General features: G+C 47.3%; 28 protein-coding genes. 18 read left to right on the top strand and 10 right to left on the bottom strand.

Features of this window, described 5'->3' with window-relative positions; translation table 11 throughout:
* Nucleotides 1–4: 4 nt before the first annotated feature.
* Genes GON05_RS04360 through GON05_RS04410 form a run of 11 tightly spaced genes read left to right on the top strand, consistent with a single transcriptional unit; the run spans nt 5 to nt 9,863 of the window.
* Entirely contained in the window at nt 5–1,414 is a 1,410-nt protein-coding gene (locus GON05_RS04360) for a hypothetical protein (RefSeq protein ID WP_157317967.1), read from the top strand.
* A complete protein-coding gene (locus GON05_RS04365) occupies nt 1,404–2,054 on the top strand; it encodes a LysM peptidoglycan-binding domain-containing protein (RefSeq protein ID WP_246238796.1) in 651 nt (216 codons plus the stop codon). Before GON05_RS04360 ends, GON05_RS04365 begins: the two co-directional genes overlap by 11 nt.
* Nucleotides 2,051–3,067: an XkdQ/YqbQ family protein gene (locus tag GON05_RS04370; RefSeq protein ID WP_157317968.1), complete on the top strand. Its 1,017-nt coding sequence runs from the start codon at nt 2,051–2,053 to the stop codon at nt 3,065–3,067. Before GON05_RS04365 ends, GON05_RS04370 begins: the two co-directional genes overlap by 4 nt.
* The gene (locus tag GON05_RS04375) at nt 3,054–3,443 is read left to right on the top strand and encodes a hypothetical protein (protein ID WP_157317969.1); all 390 of its coding nucleotides are present in this window, start codon (nt 3,054–3,056) and stop codon (nt 3,441–3,443) included. The genes GON05_RS04370 and GON05_RS04375 overlap by 14 nt, the downstream gene beginning before the upstream one ends.
* The gene (locus GON05_RS04380) at nt 3,444–3,908 is read left to right on the top strand and encodes a DUF2634 domain-containing protein (RefSeq protein ID WP_157317970.1); all 465 of its coding nucleotides are present in this window, start codon (nt 3,444–3,446) and stop codon (nt 3,906–3,908) included.
* Between the two features lies 1 nt (nt 3,909).
* A complete protein-coding gene (locus GON05_RS04385) occupies nt 3,910–5,019 on the top strand; it encodes a baseplate J/gp47 family protein (RefSeq protein ID WP_157317971.1) in 1,110 nt (369 codons plus the stop codon).
* The gene (locus GON05_RS04390) at nt 5,016–5,585 is read left to right on the top strand and encodes a putative phage tail protein (protein WP_157317972.1); all 570 of its coding nucleotides are present in this window, start codon (nt 5,016–5,018) and stop codon (nt 5,583–5,585) included. Before GON05_RS04385 ends, GON05_RS04390 begins: the two co-directional genes overlap by 4 nt.
* Nucleotides 5,586–5,600: 15 nt before the next feature.
* Nucleotides 5,601–8,279, top strand: a complete 2,679-nt coding sequence (locus GON05_RS04395; RefSeq protein WP_157317973.1) for a hypothetical protein — start codon at nt 5,601–5,603, stop codon at nt 8,277–8,279.
* 14 nt (nt 8,280–8,293) lie between these two features.
* The gene (locus tag GON05_RS04400) at nt 8,294–8,830 is read left to right on the top strand and encodes an XkdW family protein (RefSeq protein ID WP_157317974.1); all 537 of its coding nucleotides are present in this window, start codon (nt 8,294–8,296) and stop codon (nt 8,828–8,830) included.
* Nucleotides 8,831–8,886: 56 nt separating this feature from the next.
* Nucleotides 8,887–9,285: a phage holin family protein gene (locus GON05_RS04405; protein ID WP_157317975.1), complete on the top strand. Its 399-nt coding sequence runs from the start codon at nt 8,887–8,889 to the stop codon at nt 9,283–9,285.
* Entirely contained in the window at nt 9,282–9,863 is a 582-nt protein-coding gene (locus tag GON05_RS04410; RefSeq protein ID WP_157317976.1) for a glycoside hydrolase family 73 protein, read from the top strand. Before GON05_RS04405 ends, GON05_RS04410 begins: the two co-directional genes overlap by 4 nt.
* A 169-nt stretch (nt 9,864–10,032) precedes the next feature.
* Here GON05_RS04410 and GON05_RS04415 read toward each other — a convergent pair whose 3' ends face one another.
* Nucleotides 10,033–11,319: an NAD(P)-binding domain-containing protein gene (locus GON05_RS04415; protein WP_157317977.1), complete on the bottom strand. Its 1,287-nt coding sequence runs from the start codon at nt 11,317–11,319 to the stop codon at nt 10,033–10,035.
* A gap of 126 nt (nt 11,320–11,445) precedes the next feature.
* On the opposite strand from GON05_RS04415, the gene GON05_RS04420 reads away from it, so the two are divergent.
* From GON05_RS04420 to GON05_RS04450, 7 genes are all read left to right on the top strand, one after another.
* Entirely contained in the window at nt 11,446–12,801 is a 1,356-nt protein-coding gene (locus GON05_RS04420) for a glucose-6-phosphate isomerase (RefSeq protein WP_157317978.1), read from the top strand.
* 169 nt (nt 12,802–12,970) lie between these two features.
* The gene (locus GON05_RS04425; protein WP_157317979.1) at nt 12,971–13,612 is read left to right on the top strand and encodes a YigZ family protein; all 642 of its coding nucleotides are present in this window, start codon (nt 12,971–12,973) and stop codon (nt 13,610–13,612) included.
* 53 nt (nt 13,613–13,665) lie between these two features.
* Nucleotides 13,666–14,322, top strand: a complete 657-nt coding sequence (locus GON05_RS04430; RefSeq protein ID WP_127455483.1) for a TetR/AcrR family transcriptional regulator — start codon at nt 13,666–13,668, stop codon at nt 14,320–14,322.
* Between the two features lie 125 nt (nt 14,323–14,447).
* Nucleotides 14,448–14,672, top strand: coding sequence for a DUF1128 domain-containing protein (locus tag GON05_RS04435; RefSeq protein ID WP_157317980.1), 225 nt, complete (start codon nt 14,448–14,450; stop codon nt 14,670–14,672).
* A 175-nt stretch (nt 14,673–14,847) separates the two neighbouring features.
* Nucleotides 14,848–15,171 (top strand): 50S ribosomal protein L33, encoded by a 324-nt coding sequence (locus GON05_RS04440; RefSeq protein ID WP_181646636.1) that lies wholly within the window; start codon nt 14,848–14,850, stop codon nt 15,169–15,171.
* A gap of 181 nt (nt 15,172–15,352) precedes the next feature.
* Nucleotides 15,353–15,595 (top strand): spore germination protein, encoded by a 243-nt coding sequence (locus GON05_RS04445; protein WP_157317981.1) that lies wholly within the window; start codon nt 15,353–15,355, stop codon nt 15,593–15,595.
* A gap of 18 nt (nt 15,596–15,613) precedes the next feature.
* Nucleotides 15,614–15,883 (top strand): hypothetical protein, encoded by a 270-nt coding sequence (locus GON05_RS04450; protein ID WP_157317982.1) that lies wholly within the window; start codon nt 15,614–15,616, stop codon nt 15,881–15,883.
* 20 nt (nt 15,884–15,903) lie between these two features.
* Here GON05_RS04450 and GON05_RS04455 read toward each other — a convergent pair whose 3' ends face one another.
* From GON05_RS04455 to GON05_RS04495, 9 genes are all read right to left on the bottom strand, one after another.
* The gene (locus GON05_RS04455; RefSeq protein WP_157317983.1) at nt 15,904–16,239 is read right to left on the bottom strand and encodes a hypothetical protein; all 336 of its coding nucleotides are present in this window, start codon (nt 16,237–16,239) and stop codon (nt 15,904–15,906) included.
* A 24-nt stretch (nt 16,240–16,263) separates the two neighbouring features.
* Nucleotides 16,264–16,536 (bottom strand): hypothetical protein, encoded by a 273-nt coding sequence (locus tag GON05_RS38780; protein ID WP_185157186.1) that lies wholly within the window; start codon nt 16,534–16,536, stop codon nt 16,264–16,266.
* A gap of 273 nt (nt 16,537–16,809) precedes the next feature.
* Complete coding sequence (locus GON05_RS04465) at nt 16,810–17,028, bottom strand: hypothetical protein (RefSeq protein WP_157317985.1); 219 nt, start codon at nt 17,026–17,028, stop codon at nt 16,810–16,812.
* 164 nt (nt 17,029–17,192) lie between these two features.
* Nucleotides 17,193–17,636: an Hsp20/alpha crystallin family protein gene (locus tag GON05_RS04470; RefSeq protein ID WP_157317986.1), complete on the bottom strand. Its 444-nt coding sequence runs from the start codon at nt 17,634–17,636 to the stop codon at nt 17,193–17,195.
* A gap of 103 nt (nt 17,637–17,739) precedes the next feature.
* Complete coding sequence (locus GON05_RS04475; RefSeq protein ID WP_127455491.1) at nt 17,740–18,030, bottom strand: alpha/beta-type small acid-soluble spore protein; 291 nt, start codon at nt 18,028–18,030, stop codon at nt 17,740–17,742.
* 20 nt (nt 18,031–18,050) lie between these two features.
* Nucleotides 18,051–18,503, bottom strand: a complete 453-nt coding sequence (locus GON05_RS04480; protein WP_157317987.1) for a GtrA family protein — start codon at nt 18,501–18,503, stop codon at nt 18,051–18,053.
* Nucleotide 18,504: 1 nt separating this feature from the next.
* The gene (locus tag GON05_RS04485; RefSeq protein ID WP_157317988.1) at nt 18,505–19,563 is read right to left on the bottom strand and encodes a glycosyltransferase family 2 protein; all 1,059 of its coding nucleotides are present in this window, start codon (nt 19,561–19,563) and stop codon (nt 18,505–18,507) included.
* Between the two features lie 99 nt (nt 19,564–19,662).
* The gene (locus tag GON05_RS04490) at nt 19,663–19,764 is read right to left on the bottom strand and encodes a YjcZ family sporulation protein (protein WP_157317989.1); all 102 of its coding nucleotides are present in this window, start codon (nt 19,762–19,764) and stop codon (nt 19,663–19,665) included.
* Between the two features lie 120 nt (nt 19,765–19,884).
* Nucleotides 19,885–20,490, bottom strand: a complete 606-nt coding sequence (locus tag GON05_RS04495; RefSeq protein ID WP_157317990.1) for a DUF2087 domain-containing protein — start codon at nt 20,488–20,490, stop codon at nt 19,885–19,887.
* Nucleotides 20,491–20,499: the final 9 nt, after the last annotated feature.

The following is a 20,499-nucleotide window of genomic DNA, read 5'->3' on the forward strand; positions in this document are numbered from 1 at the left end:
AGTGATGAGTGAAATCGTGACGGTTAATAATTTGGCACGAGTCATGGCTGCGCAAGAGCGATTGCGCAGCTTGGTAGAACGGACAGGGGCTTCAGCGCAGCGGCTGACGGGGTTATTTAACAAAGTGGCTGAGGCCGGAACCAAGCTGAGCCAGATTACGGCAAGGCCTGCGATTGCTGGTCGGGATTACTTTTCTTTTGTCATAGACCGGATGTTGTTGCAACTGGCGGACTTGGGACATACGAAGGTCGATGTGAAACTGATGATCAACGATCAAATCATTCGGACGGCGAAGCAGCTGCGGGAATTGCTGCAAGGGCTTGGCGGCGAGTTTTCTGGAAGTTTGGAAGGAAAGGCCAAAGCTTCGGCAGCCGCTTCAGCAACTGCAGCTGTAATCATTGCCGCCCCACCCGAGAAAGGTCAGCTGGACAAGTGGCTTGACCGACTTTTGATCATGGCCGAGATTGTGAAGTTACTTGGTGAGGCCTTCGAGGCTTTTGGCAATGGATTCAAAAGCTTTGCACAGGGGCTCAAAATTCTAAAAGGCTTGTTTTCCGGAAACGGAGGTAAGAAAGAGAAATGCAAGGACCCTTGCAAGGATAATGGCGGTAAACGTACGAAATCTGACGCCGATTCGAAGACCAAATCCAAATCGGGTACCAAGACCAAGAACAAGACAGGCGCTAGATCAAAGAATAAGGCAGGAGCCAGGACCAGAACACGGGCAGGTGACCGTACAAATACGAGCCCAGGCGGTGGTAGGAACAAATCGAGAGTTAGAACGAGAAACGGCGGACAGGACCGAGGTCGTCAAATCGATCAAAGCGATAGAGGAGGACATCCGGCTGAGCCAAGAACGTCTAACCGGTTAGGTAAGTTTAGCCGAGTCTCCAAGCTGCTCACAACGACAGGTAAAGTGCTCAAACCGCTAGGAATCGGGTTGTCTGCACTGGATATTTTGACCTCAGACAATAAAGTAGGCGCTGCGATCCAAGCAGGCGCAGGTGCGGCTGGAGCTGCTCTGGGTGCATTCGCCGGTTCTATTGTTCCTGGAGCCGGTACGGCTGTTGGGGGCATTATCGGTGGCTGGCTGGGGGATAAAGCAGGAGAGTTGATCGTCAATAAGTGGTTTTCGGGGAAAGAAAAAGAACCTCCGAAAGAGGCGCGGACTGAGCTGTTGCCCGCAGGGCGCGAGACTATTTTGATGTCCGCTTCAGCAGCGAGTACTGGTGTGAGCGAAGGCGTTACTTCGAACAATTACAACATTTCTGTGGATGGTATTACGGTTAATATACCGAAGGAGAAAGTGGATATGGAGGAACTGGCGATTACCATCGGTCACCAGATTGTTATGCAAATTGGAGCAGCTATCCAAAATCGTACGGAGAACGGAGGACAAGCCTATGGATACTAAAGAAATGAATTTTACATTGGAGGATCCAAATGGCATTTCCCTATGGTTTCCTGTGAATCCGTCCGAAGTTACTATTCGACGTGACAAGAGCTTTGAAACCATCACCATAATCCGTGGCGGTGAGTTGGATGTTCCGCAAGGTGTAAAAGTGAAGGAGATTGCTTTCTCTTCCTTTTTCCCAGCGGTGTATGATGTGAGTTATTGCAAATATAAGCAGCTGCCTGATCCCCAAACGGCGATGAATCAGCTTAATACGTGGATGGAGGGGCGAGATCCGCTTCGGCTTATCATTACTGGCACAGATGTCAACGTACTTGTAATGCTGTCTGCCCATAATAGCAGCTTCAAGGGCGGGGAGCCCGGCGATGTGTATTTTGATCTCATTTTTCGTACATGGAAAGATTACAAAATTAGAACACTGGATGAGCGCAGCGGTAGTTCGGGTGGACAGACAAGGCCTGATATTAAGCCGATTTCTGCTACTTATCAGGTACAGCCAGGTGATTCACTCTGGTCTATTGCGAAAATGAAGCTCGGTTCAGGCAGCCGCTGGCGCGAACTTTACGAAGGGAATCGTACGATGATCGGCGATGATCCTGATCTGATTTTACCTGGGCAGGAGTTGGTGATGCCGGTATGACAAATAACCGTTCGGATGGATCTTATGATATTTGGGTGGACGGGTCCTATGCGCTTCGAAACTTAATTTATGAGCTGACACTTGAAGAGGCACTTGATGAAATTTCATACAGGGCACAGGCTACAATCGTCGTCACCCCGGATTTTCCAGGTATGGAACCAGGTCAGGATGTACGAGTCGTAGGCATACCCTATGGTAGTTCGAAGCAAGAAGATTTACTCCATCCCGCCGTTGTCTGGCAGTGCGAAAATAGCTATGAACGGGCTGATCGTCTGACAGTGACGATGTATGATCGTACGATTTATTTGGCTAAGTCGGAGGATGAATTTGTGTTTCCCGCAGGAATGACGGCAAGTGAACGCATACGCCGTTATGCGACGGGATGGAATATTAATGTGGGGGATTTGCCGGATACGAAAGTTAAGCTGGCGAAGTCTATCTATCGCGCAGAGACGATTTACAACATGATCATGAAAGATTTGAAAGAAACCGCTCGGAAGGGCGGGCCGATGTACCGACCACGAATGACAATAAACGGTCTTGAGATAGTGGAAATTGGCTCTAACTCTGTCGTATGGTCGCTGGAGCCGAGTGAAAATGTGATGAACATCATGCAAAAACGAACGCTGGAAGGTGCAGTAACCAAAGTGAAAGTACTCGGGACCAAAGATGCAGGAGATGAGGGTGCAGCCCAAGTTTTAGTTATCGAAGAAGGCGAGTATGTCGAACTGGGGACACTGCAGAAAATCGTGCAGGACAGCAGCTATCGATCCATTAGCGAAGCCAAAGAAGCGGCGAAAGCCATGCTTTCCGGCATACAGGAAACAATTAGCGTAACATCGCTCGATATTAACACTATTCGTGCTGGTGATAAGGTCGATTTGGCTGGAAGCGGGATGGAGTTGATTGCTATGACGGTCAGACACGAGCTTGGTGATCCCGGTAAAATGGTGCTGGAACTGGGCAGCCCTGAGCTGGTTCGAAGGAGGTTTTATATGAATGAATCCGTATAAAAAACTGGCAGCTGCTTTGGACAATCGCATGTCTGTTCACGCGAGCTCAGCTGTAGCAGGAATGCCCGCTGAGCTGGGGACGATTACGGCAGGCGGGTTGAAACTTGATAGTTTTAAACATGAGATTTCTGACTACTATGTGGCGGATTGGATGACCAAGCTGTTTCTGCCGTCTTTTACGATCAGCGGTACAGTTACAGGCTTAACCAGTGGTAATGTGCCGGTAACCGGGCAAGGAAGATTTGCTTTTTCCGAATCAGAGGTTGAAGAAGTACGGATTGCGTTTCAATCCGGCTTGAAGGTGGGGGACCGTGTGCTGGCCATACCTGTGAATGATGGGAATGATGCCGTAATTTTGTGCAAGGTGGTGAAATAGATGCCGAATTTATTTCCGCTTGCGGTTACAGAAAAGAGTGAGCTGCCATTGCTAGCAACAGGTACGGGAAGGGGGACAGTTGGATTCGGGCGTAGTCCGAAGTTTGATTATGCTCTTGGGGAGTTCGTATTGACGCAGACAGGAAGAATAGCCGAGTGCAGCGACACGGAGGCTTGGTTGCAATGGTGTCAAAAAGCTCTGCTCACCCAGCGTTATACTTATCTGGCCTATTCACGGGCTTATGGTCAGGAGTTTGATGATTTGATAGCCAGACAATTGTCCAAGCCAGCCAATGAAATGGAAATTGCCCGTATTACGAAAGAGACTCTGATGGTTGATCCGCGTACGGCAAGTGTAGGGCCTTTTACATGGACGTGGAATCAAAGCGAGTGTTCGTTTCAATGCCAAATTACGAATGTGCGAGGCGATAAGAAAAATATTCAAGGAAGTGTGGTGATTAATTAATATGACCGTTATACCGAATTATTTGGCTGAACAAACAGAAGAAGCGATTCGGGGCCGTATGTTGGGCAATTTGCCTTCCGATTTGGATAAATCTGAAGGTTCCTACATGTGGGATGCATTGGCTCCGGCCTCTATTGAGCTAGCGCTGGCGGCGATTCAATCGCAGGAAGTCTTGCGGCGGGGATTTGCCGGAACGACTTACGGTCCTTATTTGGACCTGCGTTGTGCGGAGCACGGAGTAATGCGCAAGGCTGCGGTGAAAGCCGCTGGGACCTTACGGTTTACGGGTTCGCCGGGTACGGTGGTTCCATCAGGAACTCGTATCGGCACATTGGCGGATGCCGTGCAGGGGACGGCTTCCTTGCTTTTTGAAACGATGGTCTCCGCTGTTATCGACAGCTCTGGCAGCGTGACATTGGAAGCTGAGGCAGTTTTAGGAGGTTTGAACAGCAATGTTCCGAGTGAATCAATCGTCTTCGTTGTAGCGCCGCTCGCCGGAATTACCGGCGTGACGAATGTCACCCCGATGGTCGGCGGTGAAGATGCTGAAAGCGATAGCTCGCTGCTGAACCGTTATTATGCCAAAGTACGTTCCCCGGGTACAAGCGGTAATCGAGCTGACTATCTTAATTGGGCGCTAGATATTACCGGCGTTGGAGCTGCTCAGGTGCAGCCGCTATGGAATGGTCCCGGGACGGTAAAGGTCGTCATCATCGGTACGGATAAAAGAAGCGCGTCCCCTTCCACCGTGGCTGCCGTGCAGCAGTATATTTACCCGACTCCGCCACTGACGGGGAAAGCACCGATCGGCGCGATCGTTACCGTTGAGTCGGCCTCTGAAATTGCCATCACTCTGCAAGCCAATCTTTCCTTGAATGGCACAAGAACACTCAATCAGGTGAAACAAGATTTCGCCGTGACTGTTCGCAATTATTTATCCGAACTGGCGTTCTCTTCTGATCCCAACGTACGTTACGTTCGTATTGGTTCGCTGCTGCTTGATACACAGGGGGTGCAAGATTACAGCAATCTGCTGGTGAATGGGATGAGCGCCAACGTTGTGGTAGGTGCCGGTCGCGTTGCCGTCTTGGGGGAGGTGACGCTCACATGAGTTTCGTCACTTCCCCAAGCGGAAGGCGCATGAAGGGCTACTTGCCCGACTATTACGAGACGTCGCGGGTCATGGACTCTATCCTGCAAGCGCAGGGCGCGGAGCTGGATCAATTGCGTGTCTCCCTGGAGGAGACACTACAGCAGTTCTTTGTCAGCTCCGCTACGTGGGGTCTGGATGCTTGGGAGGCCGAGCTCGGCATCGCGATGGTGCCGGACAAGCCTGACGATCAGCGCCGGGCGGTGATCCATGCGAAGCTGCGCGGTGTCGGCACTGTCACCGTTGAGCTGCTGCATAGCGTGGCCAGCGCGTATGAACGTGGTGCCGTCGAGGTCACGCAGCAGCCGGCGTTGTACCAGTTCACCGTGCGCTTCGTCGACACGCTGGGTACGCCGCCGAACTTGGGTGACCTGCAGGCGGCCATTGAGGAAATTAAGCCGGCCCATTTGCAGGTCGTGTACCAGTATAAATATTTTCTGCTTAACCAACTTCATCAGACGATGACTATAAAAGATTTGCAAACGAGGAGAATGACCGACTTCGCGCCATTTATTCCCGTTTCATAAGGAGGGAGCAAGCTTATGCCTAGCACGACCACGAACTTGGGATTTTATAAGAAAAACCCGTCTACGGACGGGAATGATACCTTTGATATTAATACAATGCTCAACGATAACTGGGATAAAGTTGATGCACAGCTCGGCGCACAGTTCGCCGACGCGGCTCCGACCCCCGTGAATTTAGTGAACGGGCTGCAGGTGGTTGATGTACCGCAGACGGCACCGTTGGAAAATTTACGGATAACGGGGCGGACGTTGGTTAATTTGTTGGGGCGGGATGGGAATATTGGAGAACTTGGAACATGGATTGGTGCAAGTGGCTCGTCTGTTACATTGGACACTACAGAATATAAGTATGGTTCAGCTTCAGCCAAGGCAACAGTAGTAGGAGCTAATGCACAAATCCGCAATAATAAAGGGGGAGGAGGCTATCCAATTGATAATACCAAATATTACATCCTTGTTGCTGAAGTAATAGGAAATGTTCCTGCTTTAGCAATGTCTTTCGAAAATGCAGTGGGTGGGATTGGGGCATCGACGGGGACTTCAGTTGTACCAAATTCAATTTTCCAAACCATCTATGTTACTGCGAATCCTGCACAACTTAGTGGAGTCACTGCATTTTATCCCGCTGTTGTAACGCCAATAACTCCAACAAATGGCCAGACATTTAGTGCTGATGGATTCCGAATGTATCAAATTACACAAGCAGAATATACAGCCATCGGCAGTATGACAGCAGCACAAATTGCTATGAAATACCCGTATGTAGACGATGCAAAGCATGTGAGTTCGCCATATGTAATTAAGTATGGGGAGAACTTACTACCGCCTTTTAATGAGTGGACAGTTAATTCCACGACAATAGTTGTTTCACCTTATGTCTATAGTCAACCAGCAACAATACCTTCAGGTGCTTGGCTAAATGTGAATATACCTGTAATACCGAATAAAGATTATTTTTTATCATTTACAACTACAGGATTAACGGTTGCTGTTTTTGATTCCACAGCTTCTACAGCTATATCAGCTTATTCCACAAATGAAAGAACATTTAATACAGGTAACAACTCAAGTATATGTGTTTTTGTTAATGGATATGGAAGTGGCACTGTATCAAATCTTATGCTAAACCTTGGCTCAACTGCGAAGCCATTTAAGCCGCGAAATGACGATATGCTTGCGTTTCCTAACGTGCAACTTGCTTCAAGTGTGGATGGTAAAGTATATGACACGCTGTTTAAACGTGAAGGGAAATACTTTGTTGAGAAGCGTTTTAAGGATGTTGTGCTGGATGGCAGTCTTCCCTGGATTTACGGCGGAGGCGGGACAGGATGGAAATATGTATCATTTGGTGCACTTTCTAACTCCATTCCTTCTTCTCAAAGGTTGGTGAAATACGACGGTAAAATTATAGGAGAAACCGCTCCATTGACAGCGGGGGATCAGTCTGACTTACAGTCTAACGGTTTTTTTTATATTTCCATTTCTTCTACTGATTCTGGTTGGGGAGATTCTTATACCCCTACACCTCAAGAGATCCAAGCATATTTTTATGGTTGGAAGATGAGTGGTAATATAACGGATGGCACTACTCCGTATACGAGCGGCACAAAATATTGGTATGTTCGTAATCCTAATGGTACTTTAGGCGGTTGGACTCCGAACCTCCCTACAGTCAGGAACTCGATTCTCCCTTTTTACAAACTAACCTACCAACTTGTAACTCCAACATTTGAAGAAATTCAAATTGATGGTAGCATATCACTTCATGAGGGACTGAATCAAATTGAAGTGGGGCAAGGTATCGAGTTGCGCGAGAAGATGCCATTAAATAGTATTGATGGCATATACTTCACTGTAAATGATACAAGGGATACAGCTACTTATTTAAAAAGCCCAATATCTAAAATAATCAACATTTTTAAAAATGGTAAGATTGAATCCCAGTCAAATAGAAACTTAATAGCAGTTGACTCTACATGGACATTAAATTATTCCGATGTCGTTACTAGGGGCATTGTTAAACCTGTCTTACATAAAAGTGCGTTTGACCCAACAGCAACATATGAAGTCTCTTATATTGTACTAGACCAATATCTATTATCTACGCCAGTGCAAGCCGTAACGGGTCAAGTGGCCAGTAACCTCAAAACAGTTGTCGATGTGCTGTGTACGAATCAAGCGGATATTGAAGCGCGTGTAAGTGCCAATGAAATCGTGGCAAGGCGAACTTATGATATTCAATGGCAGTTTGGGGGAGTTATTAACCCTTGGGGAGATAATACCTATGCCAGCAGAAGTAGATTAGCTGCTATAAACACAGTAACTCAAAATATAAGTGCGGGAGTTGCCACAAAAGTTCTGTATCAAAATGAAAACTTAGATAACTTGTCTGAATATGATACTGGTTTAAGTAGATTTACAGTGAAGAACTCAGGGACTTATCTTATCTCTGGCACATTGAATTTCAGCCCGGGTATGGGGGCAGGTGTGGGTTGTACGATATTTGTCTATGCAAACGGTGCAGCTTACAAGACATTAAGGGCTGATAATGGGTCGAGCAATTCGGCACCTATGCTTAACTTTGTAACGCAGGTTAATTTTGCAACAGGCTCGTACGTTGAGGTTTATGTTGTAACTTCAAGTGCCACAGTTGTCGCCACGAATACAACCTTGGATATTACCCAAATCGCATAAAGGAGGAGACTATATTGAACGTCGCTGAAGTAATCATTCATTTGTACCCACAAGCTAACCCATTGCTAGACTTCATCGTCCAAGACGATTCAGACGGCAACGGTCCATATATCGCACAATGGAACCTTGAAGCCGCTCAACCAACTGAAAAAGAACTACTAGCAGCATGGAAAGCCATGCAGCCGACCCCCGAGTCCCAAATCGCCAACGCTAAACGCTCAAAAACAGCCGAACTCAACGCAGCCTGCAACGCAGCAATACTAGCAGGTTTCACCTCCAACGTCTTAGGCGTAAACCACACCTACGACTTCGTCTACGAAGCACAAACGAATCTCAATACGATGCTCAACGCAATCATAGCTGATCTAGTCTCTGAACCTATCATTTGGAAAGCTAGCAAGAAGCTTCAGCCACATACGATTGATCAATTTAAGACATTGTTCACAGACAGTCTTACCCACAAAACGACCAACATCAACAAGTATTGGGAGTTAAAAATGACCGTCGAATCAGCGAACAGCATGGAGGGTGTGGCATCTATCTCATGGTAAATATTTTGAAAATACAACCATTCTTCCTCCCATCTCAAAAGAAAGGAGCGAAACCGATGAACCAAGTTATGTTCAGCTCGATTTTGGCTGCGCTTAGCGCATGTGTGACCTATGCTTTCGGCGGGGTGAGTGAGCTGCTGGGACTCTTCCTGATGACAATCGCCGTAGACTATGTCACAGGTATTGCGGCCTCCATGAAGGAACAGCGCGGTCTGAACAGCCAAGTTGGCTTCTGGGGGCTTACCCGTAAAGGAATGATGCTGCTTGTCATCATGCTGGCTCACCGCATGGACCTATTACTCGACACGAATATCATGATGACGGGGGCAATCTATTTTTACTTGGCCAATGAGTTTATCTCAATCACTGAAAATTATGGACGGCTAGGGCTGCCGCTACCCAGCTTTTTGAAACAAATGATTCAAGTGCTTCGCAACAAGAGTGAAGGTCTATGAACAAAGATCGTTTTATCGAGCAAGTGGCACTTGCTGCACAAGCGAATATGCGGGAGTTCGGTATTTTGGCTAGCGTGACGATAGCTCAGGCCATTTTGGAAAGCGGTTGGGGTAACCATGCGCCAGGCAACAATTTGTTTGGCATCAAGGGGAGCGGGCAACAGTTAGTTACTCAGGAGTTTATTAACGGCAGATGGTTGCAAATTGTAGATGGCTTCTGTGTTTATGACAGTTGGTATGAAAGCATTCGTGATCATTCCTATTTTCTCACCCAAAATCCCAGGTATGCCAATGTCTTGCATGAACTGGACTTCCGATTGGCCTGTCTGAAGATGCAGCAAGCAGGTTACGCAACCGATCCGCTCTATGCGGACAAACTGATTCGTATTATTGAAGGGAGCGATCTCACGAGATTTGATCAGATTGAAGGGAAAGGGGAGTATATGATGAGTAGTGAAGATGCGGATAAAATCATTATGTTTCTGTCCGCCGCTTGGACAAGCACTGAAGATGCAGAAGCTAGAGCGGAGTTTCATCGCTTGGCGGACGAGCTCCGGAAAGCATCCGGGCAACTGTGATGAGCCTGTAAGAATAAGAGTCTTTACCGACTCTTATTCTTGCATTTAAGCTAATAGGTATTTTGTTCCAAAACACCCGTGTCTCCAAAACAAATAAACCGTCTCTCCCATAAGGAAAGACGGTTTTCTTCACGCATGTTTTCATATTTTCATGTACTTCCACTAACCTCTACAATGCATAAGCAATATGCTCTTCAATATACTTCTCCAGCTTAATCCGCACATAAGGCGGCAGGCCGGAAAGCATACAGCCATAGCGGAATTTATCGCCATCCGTCTCAATCCGAATCACGCGAGCGGTGATTGGCGGGAGCTCCGCTTCCTGTGGGAAGTGGATGACGATGAACATATCCGGTGCAAGTGGCGCAGCGGTAGTGATTTGTAGTCCGCTTTCCGATAAGTCGAACAGCGTGCCGTCAATGTTTTGACCGGAGAAGGAACCTTCCTGCTCCCATTGATAGATGGACAACTTCAAGTTGATGTCCAGCTTCACACGCGTGTTCCGACGGCGTTCACGCCCAGAAAGCGGAGATGCCGACTTTTCTTCATCGACAGCAGCAGGTTCGCTAGGTTTCGCGATTTGCTGCCCCATCCAGTCTTCGTAGCATTGGATGACAGAGCTCAAATCTTCATCGCCAAGGCCCTTGCTTAATCCCATTTGGAATAAGCCCGCCGTTGTTTGCAGTAGTGGAACCGGTAATTGGAAGTTACTAGCGAGTCCTTGAGCAAGCAAGAGATCCTTGAGCATCAGCTTCAAGGAAAATTGATTGCTGAAATCGCGATTTAATATTTTATCGCCTTTGAGGTCGACTATTCGGCTGTTTGCGCCGCCAGAGCGGACAATTTCTAGAAATTTCTCGAGGTTAACCCCTGCTTTGGATGCAATAGACAAGCCTTCGGCAAAACCAAGCAGGTTAATACCCACCATGGTATTGTTGGCAAGCTTGGCATAGGAACCTGAGCCGGAAGGACCTAGATAAAGGGCTTTACGGCCCATCGCAAGGAACAACTGCTCATGTTCTTCAAACACTTCCTGGCTGCCGCCGACCATGAACGCGAGCGAACCCTCTTCGGCAGCAGGCTTACTGCCTGTGACAGGTGCATCGAGGAAATCGACGAAATGGGCGGCAAGCTCCTCGGCCAGCTTTTGGCTTGTTTGTGGGGAAACGGTACTGGAATCAATAATCGTAAGGGCTGGATGAATACCGCTTAGAACGCCTTCTTCGCTGTAGAATATATCCAACAAAGCAGCGTCATTGCTAAGCATGGTAATCAGTACATCTGAATGACGGGCGGCATCGGCGGGTGTTGCAGCCACTTCAGCACCAAGACGAGCTAGCTCGTCCGCTTTTTCGGGAGTACGATTATAAACGGTTACCATAAAACCTTTTTGAATAAGGTTAGCAGCCATGGGTTTGCCCATTGTGCCAAGTCCGATAAAGCCGATACGTTTCATGATCATTCACCTCTGGAATCATTTTATCATGGGAAATCTAACCTGTGAATGCCTTCTTTACTTGCTTTTGTACAAGCAAATAAGTATGCTAGGAAAAGGAAAAAAATAGAGATGGAGGCGAGCATATTGAGCTCTAAGCTACAATTTGACTACAGCAAGGCATTGTCCTTTTTATCCCAACATGAGGTTGATTATTTGTCTGGACAGGTAGAACTGGCACATGATCAGCTGCATAACAAAACAGGTGCCGGCTCTGATTATTTAGGATGGGTGGATCTGCCTGAGAAATATGACCGTGAGGAATTTGCTCGCATTCAAGCGGCTGCTAAACAAATTCAATCCGATTCCGAAGCGCTTGTCGTCATTGGGATTGGCGGTTCTTATTTAGGAGCACGCGCTGCGCTTGAAATGCTTTCTCATTCGTTCTATAACATTTTGCCTAAAGATAAAAGAAAAACGCCTGAGATTTATTTCGTTGGAAATAACATCTCCTCTACATATGTAACACACCTTCTTCAATTGTTGGAAGGCAAGGACTTCTCCGTTAACGTGATTTCGAAATCCGGGACGACAACAGAACCGGCGATTGCGTTCCGTATTTTCCGTGAATTGCTTGAGAAGAAATATGGCAAAGAAGCCGCTCGCAAACGTATCTACGCAACAACGGATCAAGCGAGAGGCGCTTTGAAAACGCTGGCCAATGAAGAGGGCTACGAATCTTTCGTCATCCCGGATGATGTAGGCGGACGTTATTCCGTACTGACAGCTGTTGGCTTGCTGCCAATCGCGACAGCTGGTATTAATGTGGAAGCGATCATGAAAGGTGCTGCGGATGCTCAGCGCGAGTTCGCGAATCCGAAGCTTAGCGAGAACCAAGCGTATCAATACGCTGCTGTTCGTAATGCGCTTTACCGCAAAGGCAAAACGATTGAAATTCTCGTTAACTATGAGCCGTCCTTGCATTTCGTTTCGGAATGGTGGAAGCAGCTGTTCGGCGAAAGCGAAGGGAAAGACTACAAAGGTATCTACCCGGCTTCCGTAGACTTCTCGACAGATCTTCACTCCATGGGCCAATTCGTTCAAGACGGCAATCGCATTTTGTTTGAAACAGTGATTCAAGTCGACCAAGTGGCTGATCATATTACGATCGGTACAGATGCTGACGATTTGGACGGTCTCAACTTCCTAAGCGGAAAAACGATGGATTTCGTGAACAAAAAGGCGTTCCAAGGAACCATGCTTGCTCATACGGACGGACACGTGCCGAACCTAATCGTTACGCTGCCGGATATGACGCCTTACTCCTTCGGATATATGGTGTACTTCTTTGAAAAAGCATGCGGCATCAGCGGTTACCTGATGGGCGTGAATCCTTTTGACCAACCAGGCGTTGAAGCTTACAAAAAGAACATGTTTGCGCTTCTAGGTAAACCTGGTTATGAGAAAGAAAAAGCGGAGCTGGAAGCACGTTTAGAGAAGTAAATGACGAACGTATCGAACCAAAACGATCCATCCAATCGGATAGGTCGTTTTTTTTCATATAAAATTACCATTATTTATGTGGTAAATTTTCTTACAATATTGTCGAAGTCAAAAGATGTGTGTAGAATGTAATGAAACAGTTGTTTCCTTCTACCAAGAAAGGTCGGCTATGCTAGCAAATTTCAAAACAATCCAATCGTACGGATCGTCGGAAATCATCATCAAGAAGTCGCGTTTCATCGGTCATGCCAAGCCTGTGGAGTCAGAAGAAGAGGCTATCCACTTTATTGAAGCGATCAAGAAGGAACACAAAACGGCTACACATAACTGCAGTGCGTATGTCGTCGGAGACAGGGACCAGATTCAGAAGCAGTCTGATGACGGAGAACCGAGCGGCACGGCAGGTAAGCCGATTCTGGAAGTGATTAAGCATCAAGGGCTCAAGAATATCGCAATCGTCGTAACCCGTTATTACGGTGGCATCATGCTCGGCGCGGGCGGACTCATTCGGGCTTATACGGATGGAGCCGTGGTGGGCATTGAAGCTGCACAACCGATTTACAAAGTGAATCATCAGAGGGTGATGATTGAGGTTGATTATACGTGGTATGGCAAAATCGAGAATGAACTGAGAAATCAGGGAATGCTTCTCGGGGATATTGATTTTACTGACAAAGTTACAGTAACTTGCTATCCTTTGGCAGCGGCAGCGGATGCTTTTATCAACTGGGCAACAGATTTTACGCAAGGTCAAGGTGTTATTATCGCTGGAGAGAACGAGTACATCGTTCACAAGAACCTGCCCGAATAGGCAGGTTCAAGACTAAACAAAATTAAATAGGCTAAGGATGCGGAGGGATAGGAATGGCTAGGAAAGCAGTCGCGCAAGAGCTTAGCAGAGAACGAATACTTACCGAGGCGCGGGATTTGTTCGCCACTTTTGGCTATCGCGCTTTAACGATGCGCAGCATCGCAAAAGCAATGGGTTACAGTCATGGTGCGTTATATTATCATTTTACTGAGAAAGCGGAATTGTTTTACGCGTTAATTAAAGACGATTTCTCCATGCTGATGCAGCGTCAACGAGAAATGATCGTGCGTGAACATGGATTTAGCGTGAATTTGCTTCAAAAGTTAATGATGGAGTTCGTCTGGTTTGGACTTAGCAATCCGAACCACTATGAAATGATGTTCATGCTGAATGAACCTGAACTTCAGCAGTATTCCCGTACCGAACAAGCGCAATGCCTCGAAATGTTCTCCATCGTCGTTCGTCAGGTTGTTACGGACCAGCCTGGTTTCGAAAGCAGAAAGTTTACTCTTCCTTGGAATTTGTTTATGTCTTTACACGGCCTCATCTCGTATTGCATCCAGTTTAAAATTACTTATGAAGAAGCCCGCAAGCTGGCTGATGAGCACATTCGTCTCATTTGCGTAAGCTTGGACCTAGATTCTTATGAGCAGCAGCGACCGCTTGTCAAAATGGTGGGTCCGCATGTGCCGATCACCAATGCCATATAACTAGTTAAGGAAGAGAGACGAGGGTCTTTCTTCTTTTTTTTGCCTATGTGAAGCTTGTATTTTACATTAGCCCCCATGTGCATTAATATAGGGAAAAGAACAGCTGGGAAGGATGAGGGTCTAATATGGATTTAAATCAGTGGTCGGAAGAGAACGTGGAATTTATGTTTGAAGAAATAAAGAGGAAGCTGCGCATGGCTACGGGAGGCTCCATTAAGGCTTCTAATGTGAAAGCGGAAGTGTATGAGGACCTCAAAGATTTGTACGACATGGTCGCAAGCAAAGATAGATTCAGTATCAGCGAGATCGACGCTATCACAACTGAGCTTGGAAAGATTCGTAAGGGATAAGCCATTATTGATAAAATGCTGTTTTTCTAGGTGTATAGCCTGGAAAAATGGCATTTTTTTATAGACAAACGACTATTTTTCCAAGTGGGTGGACAGCTATCCAAGCGATGTTACCTACACAGGAGTACACTGTAGAGCAATGTATCCCTGGTGGCTAAAAGGAGGTGGACGTTTCGTGGCATCCCAAATTCGTAAAGAAGACGTTCGTAAATTGGTCGGTAAACAAATTGTGGCTCTTAAGAAAGACGGAACAAGCGTGTCCGGTAAATTGGTAAGAATCAGTGGAAACACGTTGATCGTAGCTCCACAAAAAGGTAAAACAGTTCAAGTTAAAGCGATTATCCCTTTGGTACTGTTTGATCTGTTAGCAATTGGTACTTCGCCTTTTGGATTCGGTGGTGGCTTTGGCCCAGGCTTCGGCTTTGGAGGCTTTGGCCCAGGCTTTGGCTTTGGTGGTTTCGGCCCTGGCTTTGGCCCAGGCTTCGGTGGCTTCTGGTAGTAAGGTAAAAGGTGAGGGCTGTGCCAAAATGGTGCAGCCCTTTTTGTTTATATCAAGACCGAGTGGACTCCTCGCACTTACGACCTTCTGGTTATTCGTACACCAATTAGTTGACGAATGAATAGGCTAGGATACAGGATTTATCCCATAGCCTTGTCAACCCATGATAGGAGTGAGCACTATGCCGAGTTCCATCGTTTTTAACATGATCAATATCAACAATCAGAATACAAATGCCACCATCGGGATCGGTGAGAATGCACAGTCGAGCTGGGATTCCCACAGTAAGAACAATTACGGAACCGGTGAATTCATCGGGAATTCGATATCCGCCAACATCGTGAATTTGATTTTTGATAATGACTTTATTGATGCTCCAATTAATGATCAGGACTTCAAACCGGCTGTCACGAATCAAGCCTAATCGAGTGAGGTGAGTCGTATGCAGAGAGCAGCTCTTTCGGCCATTCCGCTAGATCCGCCGCTTATTCAGTTTGACGCTATTCATGTGAATGCGATATCGGATGCTTCTGGCATTTTTATCGGGACGAATACACAGGTGTATTGGACAACAAGCGGCAAAGCGAATTCCGGCTTAGGCGAAGTAAGCGGCGAGAACAATTATGTAGTGAATAATGTTAACACGGTTCATGATAATGATATTATCGACGCGCCTTACACCAAAGGAGATCTCGTTATTGGCCGGGTCTAAAAGGCAGCTTCCATTCACCTTTAGTCAGGCGTTTGTGTTGTGCTGATGACTTCTTCCGGCTTCTTGGCTCCTGGCGTTGGGTTAAAGCCGGAGGCTTCCGCCTGCGCAGTAATCATCTCCTGAAGCCAATCCGGCGTTTCATTATCGCCGACATTGAGCATGTCGAGGAAGTCGGAGTCATTGAGCATGGAGCGTGTTCCGACTAATTGGTTATTGTCGCCTTCCACAGCGCCAAAACCTTGTACAGTCTTCTGGTTGCTCTGAAAATCGGTTGGCCAATTGTTGCCCATATTGATACAGGATGCACTTTCAACCGATCCGATTCGGATCGAGCCGATGATAAACGTCGGTGACATGAAGGAGGACAAAGGCGAAACACCTCATTTCGTTTTGGATTGTGGTGTGTACTTATAGCCAGTGGCGGTACGCTCTGTCGTAGACGCCGCGCCGTCGCTGCTCGGCTCCGCTGAAGCGGGTGACGGTCCCTTAGCAGGGGGAGGGGCTGGCCTTGAAGCACCTATGGGCGGCTCTTTTGTCATTTGAGCACGTGCCATTGCCTCATCGTGAGGGCCTTTTTTCTCATTGGGCTTAGCCCCGAAGTTGTTACCCAGATTTAAGGAGCCGCTCAGTTCCTTGATATCCAAGTGATCCAAACGAAAGGTTAGATTTTCTAAGACAGGCTGATGAACATGCAGAGTATCTATATGAATCTGCGGATGCTTGGCGGTCAGGTTGGATAACTCTTCTTCTAGTTTTTTCAGGCGCTTTTCTAATTGTTGAACAGTAAGGGAAGACGTAGTAGTAGAAGTGGGCTCAGATCTAGCGTGTAAGGTCGCTCCGGTTGGTGAAGGTGGTGGCGACACCTCTCTGGCTCCTGGTGGTTTGGGAGGCGGCGTTTTTTTCTTTTGAAACCACATGGTTGATTCTCAGCTCTTTCGGATAAAAGGTTGGAAATCAATGCGGTCCCCATCGCTAACGACATGGTTGCCGCCGATTACAACATTGCCCTCGCCACTCACTTCTCCGAGTCCCTGATTGGTCTTCACGGAGTGCCGCCTGCCGACGATCCGATTCGTTCCCTTGTTCACACTGGATGATGCCGCGAGGCTGTCGATATGAATTGATTGAAATTGGATGCGTACCACAATAATCCCCTCCATATCCGCTTTTCCGAATGTTCTCTTTTTAATTATATGGGGACAAACGAAGATTCATTTCTCTTTTCCGAAAATCCCAAAACAAATAACGCTCAACCTGATCCTATTGCGGGCAGGTGACAGCGTCTCCGGCGGCATAAGGCGGTTGAACGTTATGTGAACTGAATAGGAATAACCTTTTCCCCATCGGGTGGCGCCAAAGGAATGCGGATAATGAGCAGACCGTTATGATACTGCGCCCGCATTTGTTCGGTCAAAGCTCTTCCGGGTAAGCGAATGGTTCGCTCAAAAGCTCCGAAGAAACGCTCGGACAGCCTCATTTGCTCATCAAGCACCTGATAAGGCCGGACCAGATGTCCCCGGATTAACAACGATTGATCGCGAAAAGATAGTTGAATCTGCTCGGGGGCGGATAACCCGGGAACCTCTGCGACAACGACAAGCTCTTGCGGTGTTTCATACATATCGATTCTTGGCCCGGTTAACGGGATGATACTGGCAATGTCCTGCCAGAATTCAGGGCCCAGCACATCGCCGGCTTGCGCCGTGAGCCCTTTCCAATCGGGCTTTGGCGGACGGTTGCCTGGAGGATTCATCGACCATCATCACCTGACTTTTGCATAGAAAATAGCGCTGCAAGCAGCTTGCTATTAGTTTATGTGCAGCCGCGGCGGATTATGGCATCTCTTGGGAAGCGGATCAATGCGGAGGTCGCTGCTCCGCCAATTTCTGCTGCGCCATGCGCACGAGCTCCTTGACCATCGCCCCGCCGATAGGACCGCCAACCTTGCCCGCGTCTTCCGAGCTCAATTGGCCGTTGTACCCTTGCTGAAGGGGAACACCCAGTGTTCGGGCGACCTCATATTTGACCAAATCAGGCCGCTCTGGATTTACATTGTATCCTTGATTTCGCATGACTTGAGCTTTAAGAATTCCGAGTCCATGTTCGGATCCGGGCACGATGGCCCGGTTGCTTCTTCTACGTGCCATTAGGCATCACCTCTTGGTGATTAGGATACCCCACGGCTGGTGGGACCATTAGCCCGAAATGTAAAATATTTATGCCCCAAATAATTCCCAATGGTGTACAAGCCATTTCCAACCAAAATAGCGCCATTGTGCAGCCAATCCGCCCGCAACTCAGGCCACAGTACACCTGCGGCTTCAGCCAAGAGCAGACTGCAGCTATAAGACAAGCCATAACAGCTTAAAATAACGATCGCAAATTTCCACCAACTGCTGCCCACACTGGCCTTAGAACGGAACGTAAACGTGCGATTTAGCGTGTAGCTGACGATTGCGCCAAGCGTATTCCCAGCGAAGGTCGAGAGCCAATAGTTCAGATGCAGCACATTGAAAAAAACGAAACTGGCGGAAAGGCCAACCAACGTATTGAATACGCCGACAAGTAAAAATCGTAGGAAGCTTCCTGATAACAATGCTAATAATCGTTGTTGTATCATGTTATCGGCGGTTTGAAGCAGCTGGGATGGAGGGAGGGTTTACAGCAGGCAGCTCCTCTTGCTCCTGAGCATCCTGAGCGCTCCCTTTCAATACTTTTTCAATGACAAAAAGCGGCCTTTGCTTCACTTCCTTATAAATTTTTCCTATGTATTCGCCAATTAAACCAAGCGCCAGCAGCTGCACACCGCCAATGAACCAAACCGATAAGACCAGTGAAGTCCAGCCAGTAACATTCGCTCCAAGCAGTTTACCGACAATAGCATAGAGGGCGGCAACGACACTAAGAAGAAACAGGACGAATCCCATTAATGTAACGAAACGGATCGGAGTTACGCTGAAAGATGTGATGCCGTCGAAAGCGAAGGCAAGCATCTTGCGCAGCGGATATTTGGATTCTCCAGCGAAACGTTCTTTCCGAGTGTAATATACTTGAGTGGATGGGAAACCAAGCAACGGCACCATGCCCCGCAAGAATAAATTAACCTCTTGGAATTTCTCCAAATTATCGAGAGTACGCTTGCTCATTAAGCGAAAATCCGCATGATTATAATGTATTTTTACCCCAAGGGAAGTCATTAGCTTATAAAAACCTTGCGCGGTTGCCCGTTTGAAAAAGGTATCTGCAGACCGGTCCTGCCGGATACCGTAGACGATATCGAAGCCCTCACGGAATTTGAGAACGAACTCTCGGATCACATCCGTGTCATCCTGCAGATCCGCGTCAATGGATACCACGCAATCGGAATAAGATTTGGCGTGCATAAGACCGGAAAGCAAGGCGCTTTGATGTCCCGCGTTTCGAGCCAATTTTAGCCCGGTAACAAAGGAGTTAGAGGCGTGAAAGCGTTCGATCAGCGACCACGTTGCATCTTTGCTGCCATCATCAACCAAAAGCATGGTGCTTGTACTTGCGACCAGTTGATCGGTAATGAGGGCGTCGATGACACCGCTAAGCCGGAATACCGTTTCCGGAAGAACTTCTTCTTCGTTATAACAAGGGACCACAATGGTTAAAATCGGAGTAGCCACAATACCTCGTCTCCATCCTGAATAGGTCATATATGTAGAGATTGATACAGGCTTTCATTATAACGTAAAAGCTCATAAAAAAGTAAGCGGCCGAGACGAATTCATCGTCCCAGCCGCTTGTAATCGTCATTACCAACCAAATCCGAAGGTACTTAATACGATAACCAAGAGGATGAATAAAACGAGGACTACAGCAGCTCCATTGTAGGTTGTTCCGCATCCACAACTCATGTCTATCCCTCCCTTCACAAAATTACTATATGTCATTCATCTAGATGATGTATGGATGAATGTCCATATTGATTCATTTTATTTGGGGATGTATCCGCTTGACGTTCCGATGGGGGCTGATCACGATAAAGTTTCCCATTTGGCCCACATTTCGGGCGGATTCAGCTCATAAACTTCGTTTTCCCGGAACATAAACTGATGCATAATAAACTCCCGGCGAATCGTTGCAAAATCGGGATGATATTGCTTAATCCATTCGTTCAGCTCTTTCTCCGTGTAGGTGCGCCCCTTTTCGAGCTGGTCAATGAGGTGTCCCAGAACGATCAGCTTCTTTTTAAGCTGAGCAGGGATATGTTTTAGCTTGCCGTCCTGTGTGAAAAAGTTGCGAATGATGGACTGCTTCAGGTTCTGACTGGTGTCTTCGGTCTGCATGGTTGCGGATTCTCCTTTCTGATTTTTGAAAATGAGATCGGCTGTCGCGCTGGCGTTGCTGCGGATAAAATACTCATTTAACGCGAAATAAATCGTATTCTTATCTCGACGTTCGTGAATGAGGCTGGCTTCACGGAGTTTAGCGGCATGATGCGTGATTGTAGCGGGCGTAACGCCTAGTTTCTCCGCAAGCACTTGACCGTTTAATTCCCCGTCTCTCAGCAAAATGAGCATGCGAATACGCGTCGCGTCAGACAGCGCTTTATGGTAAGTAATAATTTTATCTAATTGCATGGCGAGGCA

Origin of the sequence: Paenibacillus anseongensis, from assembly GCF_009757995.1 — a bacterium.
Taxonomy (GTDB): Bacteria; Bacillota; Bacilli; order Paenibacillales; family NBRC-103111; genus Paenibacillus_E; species Paenibacillus_E chondroitinus.